Annotated in this window: 8 protein-coding genes; 1 reads left to right on the forward strand and 7 read right to left on the reverse strand. The window is 36.1% G+C overall.

Annotated features, from left to right (window positions below):
* The 7 genes from SOY52_RS09225 to ychF all read right to left on the reverse strand — a co-directional run.
* Nucleotides 1-134 (reverse strand): ATP-binding cassette domain-containing protein (locus SOY52_RS09225; RefSeq protein ID WP_320848671.1); only part of this gene is annotated, 134 nt, incomplete at its 3' end.
* Nucleotides 131-973, reverse strand: a complete 843-nt coding sequence (gene pstA, locus SOY52_RS09230) for a phosphate ABC transporter permease PstA (protein WP_320848665.1) — start codon at nucleotides 971-973, stop codon at nucleotides 131-133. The genes SOY52_RS09225 and pstA, both read right to left, overlap by 4 nt.
* Entirely contained in the window at nucleotides 970-1818 is an 849-nt protein-coding gene (gene pstC, locus SOY52_RS09235) for a phosphate ABC transporter permease subunit PstC (protein WP_320848666.1), read from the reverse strand. Before pstC ends, pstA begins: the two co-directional genes overlap by 4 nt.
* Nucleotides 1815-2624, reverse strand: coding sequence for a phosphate ABC transporter substrate-binding protein (locus SOY52_RS09240; RefSeq protein ID WP_320848667.1), 810 nt, complete (start codon nucleotides 2622-2624; stop codon nucleotides 1815-1817). The genes pstC and SOY52_RS09240 overlap by 4 nt, the downstream gene beginning before the upstream one ends.
* Nucleotides 2625-2886: 262 nt before the next feature.
* Nucleotides 2887-3480 carry a 30S ribosomal protein S4 gene (gene rpsD, locus SOY52_RS09245; RefSeq protein ID WP_154425627.1) on the reverse strand — a complete coding sequence of 198 codons (594 nt, stop codon included), beginning with the start codon at nucleotides 3478-3480 and terminating at the stop codon, nucleotides 2887-2889.
* Nucleotides 3481-3565: 85 nt separating this feature from the next.
* A complete protein-coding gene (locus SOY52_RS09250) occupies nucleotides 3566-4174 on the reverse strand; it encodes a putative ABC transporter permease (RefSeq protein ID WP_320848668.1) in 609 nt (202 codons plus the stop codon).
* A 68-nt stretch (nucleotides 4175-4242) separates the two neighbouring features.
* Complete coding sequence (ychF, locus tag SOY52_RS09255; RefSeq protein WP_320848669.1) at nucleotides 4243-5349, reverse strand: redox-regulated ATPase YchF; 1107 nt, start codon at nucleotides 5347-5349, stop codon at nucleotides 4243-4245.
* Between the two features lie 80 nt (nucleotides 5350-5429).
* Between ychF and hflX the strand changes: the two genes are divergently transcribed.
* Nucleotides 5430-6647, forward strand: coding sequence for a GTPase HflX (hflX, locus tag SOY52_RS09260; RefSeq protein ID WP_320848670.1), 1218 nt, complete (start codon nucleotides 5430-5432; stop codon nucleotides 6645-6647).
* Nucleotides 6648-6773: the final 126 nt, after the last annotated feature.

A 6773-nucleotide genomic window follows, 5' to 3' on the forward strand; every position in this document is an offset into this window, starting at 1 on the left:
AATGTACTCTTTCCACATCCTGATGGACCAATTAATGCGGTAACACTATTTTCACCCATTGATAAATTAATATCCTTAAGGGCATGGTGGTTTGAATAAAATAGATTAAGTTTTTTACTCTCTAGTCTATTCATCTATATCTCCTAGCAAAATAACGCTCTAAGAAAAACGTTATTAAATTCAAAACGATTGTTAAAACCATCAAAATTGCTGCAATTGCAAAGGCAACTCCAAACTCACCCTGCTCTTTAGCATAAACATAGAGAGCAACTGTAAGCGTTGAACCAGAGGATGAAAGTGCAGTCAAGTATCCATTTAAGGTGTGGGCAAAGCCCATTGTAAATAATAAAGCAGCACTCTCTCCTAGTATTCTTCCAACCGATAGAATACAACCTGTTAAAATACCTTGTATTGAAGCAGGAAGTACTACAGTTCTAATAGTTCTCCACTTTCCAGCACCAAGTGCAAAAGCACCTTCTCTATAGCTATTTGGGACAGTCTTTAAGCTCTCTTCTGTTGTTCTAATTACAGTTGGGAGTGTCATCATTACAAGCGTTAAACTACCTGAAATTAATGAAGTTCTTAATTTTAAAAATTGACAAAAGATTAGCATACCTGCTAAGCCATAAATAATTGAGGGAATACCAGATAGAGTTTCAGAAGCAAATCCAATTAGCTTAGTTATTTTTTTATTAGTTGCATATTCATTTAGATATATAGCTGCTCCAACACCCAGTGGAAGCACAATAATTAAAGTAGTAAGGACTAGATAAATTGTATTTACTATATCAGGTAAGATTCCAATTCTCTCTTCAAGGTATGATGGAGAGGTTGAAATAAGCTTAATTGTAATGTTGCTAAAACCTTTAAAAATAACATAGCCAACTAAAAAGAGAGAAAATAAACCAACAATTAAAATGCTAAGAAATGATAGTGTATTCATCAAATTTGTGTATAGCTTTCGACTACTCATTTATCTTTCTCCTCTCTTAGTGCCATTAAGATAGCGTTTATCAACATAATGAATACAAATAGAACTAAAGCTATTGAAAATAAAGCTTGCCTTTGAAGTCCAGAGGAATAAGACATCTCTATAGCAACTGCAGTTGTTAAGAATCTAACGCTTTGAAATAGTGATGGCATGTTAGCTACATTTCCCGCAACCATCATTACTGCCATTGCTTCTCCAATAGCTCTACCAATTCCAAGTACTACCCCAGTTAATATTCCGCTCTTGGCTGCTGGAACACTAATTCTAAAGTAAGTTTCAGTTTCATTTGCACCTAGTGCAAGGGAAGCTTCCTCGTACTCCTTTGGGACCGCCTCAAGACTTGTTAAAGATACTTTAATTACAGTTGGTAAAATCATAATAGCAAGTACAATTATTGCAGCAAAAAGTGATGCACCATCTGAAAGCGAAAAAATATTTCTAATTAGTGGAACTAAAATAAGCATACCAACTAAGCCATAAACAACAGATGGAATACCTGAAATAACTCCAATTACTACTACAAATAAGTCTCTAACTCTCTTTGGAGCCATCTTTGCAAGGTATACTGATGAAAAGAATCCTAAAGGAAGTCCTATTACTAAGGCTCCGCAAGTTCCCCATATACTTGTTAAGATAAAAGAAAGAATTCCGAACTCAGGATTTGATCCAGTACTTCTCCACACCTTTCCAAACATAAAGTTTATAAAGCCTATCTCACCAATTGCAGGAATACCTGCAATGATGAGATAAACTGTTATTAAGAGTACAAAGAGTACTGCTACAAGTCCTATGATTGTAAAGATGATACTTATAGCCTTTTCTTTCATACGAGTGGAATTGCACCTGCTTTAGAGATTATTGGAGCAGCTTCACTTGAGAGAGCCCAATTGAAGAACTTATCAGCAGTCTCATTTAATTGTTTACCTTCAACTGTAACCATGACAAATGGGCGCTGTACCTTATATGTGTTATCCTTAATTGTCTCTTCACTTGGGATAACACCATCAATCTTGAGAGCCTTTACTGTTGATTTAACTGCTGAAAGTGATGCATAACCAATGGCATTTTCATTTGAACTAACAGTTGCAATTACATCACCTGTACTTGTAAGTTCCTGACGATAAACACATTTATCACTAGTCTTAGTTATTGACTCAAAACCATCTCTAGTACCAGAACCAGCTTCTCTACCAATTACAACTATTTCACTGTCATCACCACCTAACTCTTTCCAAGATTTAATTTCACCAGTAAAGATCTTTGATAAATCATCAAGAGATAGATCAGATACACTATTGTTAGGATTAACAACGATTGCAATGCCGTCAAGAGCAAGTACAGTTTCCTTAAGGCCCTTAGCTTTTTCACTATCCTTTAAAGCTCTTGATGATAAACCGATATCACATCTACCTTCGCTAACAGCCTGAATTCCTGAACCAGATCCTGTTGGATTGTATGTAAATGAAACACCTTTATTATTTGCCATGAATGCTTCACCAAGTGAGCCGATTACCTTCTCCATTGAAGTAGATCCATCTGTAGAAACACTTTTTGATGTTTCACTAGCTCCTGATGCAAATGCACTAGTAAGTGCTAATGTGATAATTAAAATAGATACAATGAACTTTTTCATTTTCTATCCTCCATGGCCCAAAGAATAGAATATGAATGTGAAAAATAAAGAATTGTTAGTGTAAAAAGAATGTAAAAAAGACCACCTTTGCAGGCGGTCCTTACTATTATCTCTTAATTTATTATCGCTCGCTCTTTGTTTTTGAGGGCAGCCGTCAAAGAACGGTGAGACGGGTAAATCCAGTATTGGGAATGGTGGATATACTTCTCTGTTTCCAGTATGTGGCCAGGTCTCGTCCAATAAACAAGAGAGAATAAAATTATTATTTACTGTAGTACTCAACAACGTACTGGTCGTTAACTTCTACAGGGATCTCGCTTCTTTCAGGAAGTCTTGTGAACTTACCAGAGAACTCATCCTCGTTCTTCTCAAAATATGGAAGATTGAAGTTAGGGTGACCAAGGAAGCAGTCTCTGAAGTGCTCGTTCTTTCTTGAGCTCTCCTTGAGTGAAACTACATCGCCAACCTTGAGTTCATAAGATGGGATGTCAACCTTCTTGCCGTTTACCAAGATGTGTCCGTGTGAAACAAGCTGGCGAGCAAGACGGATAGAGTTACCGAAACCAATGCGGTAAACTGCGTTATCAAGTCTTCTCTCGAGCTGAATAACAAGTGCATCACCTGTCATCATATCGCTCTTAAGAGCCTTCTCATAGTAGTGGTGAAGCTGTCTCTCAAGTACGCCATAATAAGCCTTGAGCTTCTGCTTCTCTGTAAGCTGCTTACTGTATTCAGTAGGCTTCTTTCTCTTTGCGAATGCTGGTGAACCAGCTCTCTTCATTGCCTTGGGATGTCCACATACATTAACACCAAGTCTTCTGCACTGCTTAAATCTAGGAGCCATGTTTCTTGCCATAGATTTATACCCTCCGAAAAATTGTTATTGCTAGATAAAAATCAGCTTGGATAGAATACTAAATATTATGCTATAGCGTCAATAGTTATTTCATTACTAACACACGTGTTGGATAGAAAAAACTCATTACTTCATCAGAAAAAATAGCATTTAAGATTAAATTATTACTTCCATATTGATACACAAATAAGCCAATAATTGAAAACAACATCAAAGGTATATAGATAATTGAAAGTATAAATGTAATCACTTGGTATTTTTCACCATTTCTAACTACATCATTTTCTAAATAGGGGAGTATCGTTGTTGAAAAAACAATCCCAAGAAATCCCCAAAAGAGTGAGTATAAAAGGTTTACCCTACCATCTAGATTTAAAAGGTAAGATGAGTAATCCCAGCTCATTGATGAGAGCAGTAATTCTTCCAAAATAGAGAAAAAATATTCAGCTAACGTACAGCTGACAACTGAGAAAATATAAATACCAAGTTTACTTTTATACATTAGAGCATAAAGAGTTATTAACACAGCCCCAAGTCCATATATAGGATTACAAAGGGGGAAATACATTATTCCACTCTTCCACTCAACAACTCCACGAGTTAATAATGCCCATAGTGTTTCCCACAAGCCTCCAATTGTACCACCTATGAAAAAAACTGTTAGTATTAAATCTTCTTTATTTTCTTTAAACATAAATAAACTCCACATATGGTTATGCATCAACCATGCCATGTGGAGTTTTTGGTGTTTTTTACCGCAAATTAGTTGTTAAATCTGAAGTGCATTATATCGCCATCTTGAACAATGTATTCTTTTCCTTCAAGTCTTAACTTACCTGCTTCTTTAACCTTTTGTTCAGAGCCATAGGTAAAGAGATCTTCACAGTTATAAACTTCAGCCTTAATAAAGCCCTTTTCAAAGTCAGTGTGGATTACACCTGCGCAACGTGGAGCTTTATCACCAGCATGGAAGGTCCATGCTCTATCTTCATCAGAGCCAGCTGTAAAGAATGTTCTAAGACCAAGAGTTTGATAAGCACTTCGAATTAAGTGGTTTAGCCCACTCTCTTCAAGACCAACTGCCTCCAGGAATTCTTTCTTTTCTTCAGGAGTATCGAGTGCAGCAATCTCACTTTCAATTTTGCCACAAATAACTACTACAGCAGAGCCTTCTTTTTTAGCTATTTCTTTTACAGTTTTAACGTAATCATTTTCTTCTAAGATAGAATCTTCATCGACATTACAAACGTAGATAACAGGCTTCATTGTAATTAAATGAAGATCATAAAGTGCTTTAATCTCATCTTCATCTGTAATAACAGAACGAGCTTGAATACCCTCGCTAAGAGCAGCCTTAAGCTTTTCAAGAATTGGAAGGTAAAATTCATTTTCCTTCTGCATCTCCTTATTTACTCTACCCATTCTGCTTTGCTTTTCATATCTCTTTTCAACTGTTTCTAAATCAGCAAGAGCAAGCTCGATATTAATTGTTTCAATATCATTTGCAGGATCAATTTTTCCATCAACATGGATGATATCACTGTTATCAAAGCATCTTACTACATGAGCAAGAACCCCTACTTCTCTAATTGATGCTAAGAATCTATTACCTAGTCCTTCACCCTTGCTAGCACCTTTTACAAGACCTGCAATATCAACAAATTCGACTGTTGCAGGAATTACTTTAGCAGGAGGAATTAACTCTACAATTTTATCAAGTCTCTTATCTGGAACTGCTACCATACCGATATTTGGATCGATTGTACAGAAAGGATAGTTTGCAGCTTCTGCAGGTGCAGATGTTACTGCTGAAAATATAGTTGATTTACCAACGTTGGGAAGTCCAACGATACCACAGTTTAGTGCCATATTATTAACCTCGCTAGAAGCTTAATCCAAAACAGAACTCTTCACAATACCTTTAACATTAGTTAAAATTTTCACTAATCATGATAGAAACAGTATTAACAAAGAAAAGTGCCCTATTAGTCATCCCAATTGAAGAAGTAAATGATAGTGCTTTAAGAGAAGAAGAGCTTTGCTCCCTTGTAAAGACAATGGGAGTTGATGTTATCTCAAGTATTGTTTTTAGAGTTAGGGAATATAACAGTGCTACGATGCTTGGAAAGGGACAAGTAGAGGAAGTAAAAGAAAACATCTTATACTATGAACCAGACTTAGTAGTGTTCGATACCTCTCTTGAACCAAGAATCTTAAGGAATTTGGAAGCATCCCTTGATATTTGTGTAATTGATAGAGAAGAAGTAATCTTACAAATCTTTGCAGACCGTGCCCAAACAAAAGAAGCTAAACTACAAGTTGCCCTTGCAAGAGCAGAATACTCTCTTCCACGTCTAAGAAGACGTTGGGAGGAATTATCCCAGCAGAGGGGTGGTGTTAAAGGTAGTAGAGGTGCTGGTGAAAGACAGCTTGAACTTGATAAAAGAAAGTTAAGTGAAAGAATTATCACTCTTAAAAGAGAGCTTGAGGAAGTTAAAAAAATAAGAAATGTTCAAAGAAAAAGTAGGGATAAAAATAAAGCCTATTCCTTTAGCTTAGTTGGATACACAAATGCAGGTAAAAGTTCTCTGTTAAATTTACTAACCAATGCTAATACCTTTGTTGAAGATAAGCTCTTTGCCACTCTTGATCCAACTACAAGAGCTATGAAGCTAAAAGGTAGAGTTGATATTACAGTAACAGATACTGTAGGCTTTGTCTCAAACCTTCCTCATCACTTAATTAGTGCGTTTTCATCCACATTGGAGGAAGCAAAATATGCTGATACCCTAATAATTGTTGTCGATCTAGCTAATCCTGATTGCGAGAAGTGTCACCAAACCACATTAGAGGTATTATCGTCATTAGGGGCTGGAGATAACGATAAGAAAATTGTTTTTAATAAAATCGACTCAATTGCAAATGAAATTGCCTATGAAAGACTAAAGGTCGCAATTCCAAACCACATTGAAATAAGTGTTAAAAACAAGGTAAATATCGACACCCTTATCGATGAAATGTATGAAAGAGTAATTAATAGTAAAAAACGCTTTACCGTTTATCTTGAACCAGAGGATGGTAAAGCGCTAAGTGAGATTTATTCAAAATACACTGTGTTATCGAATAAATATGAAGATGGGAAGATGGTAGTTGAATATCTATCGTGAATTACTCGGCAATTGAATTGCCAGAGTATCGTGGAGTTTAGCCACGGGTGCATCCATGACACCGCTACTGCTTTTTATACAGCTACTTTTAATACATATGGAGTCTTAATCATCTTCATATGTATT

Origin of the sequence: Bullifex sp., from assembly GCF_034103065.1 — a bacterium.
Lineage (GTDB): Bacteria > Spirochaetota > Spirochaetia > Sphaerochaetales > Sphaerochaetaceae > Bullifex.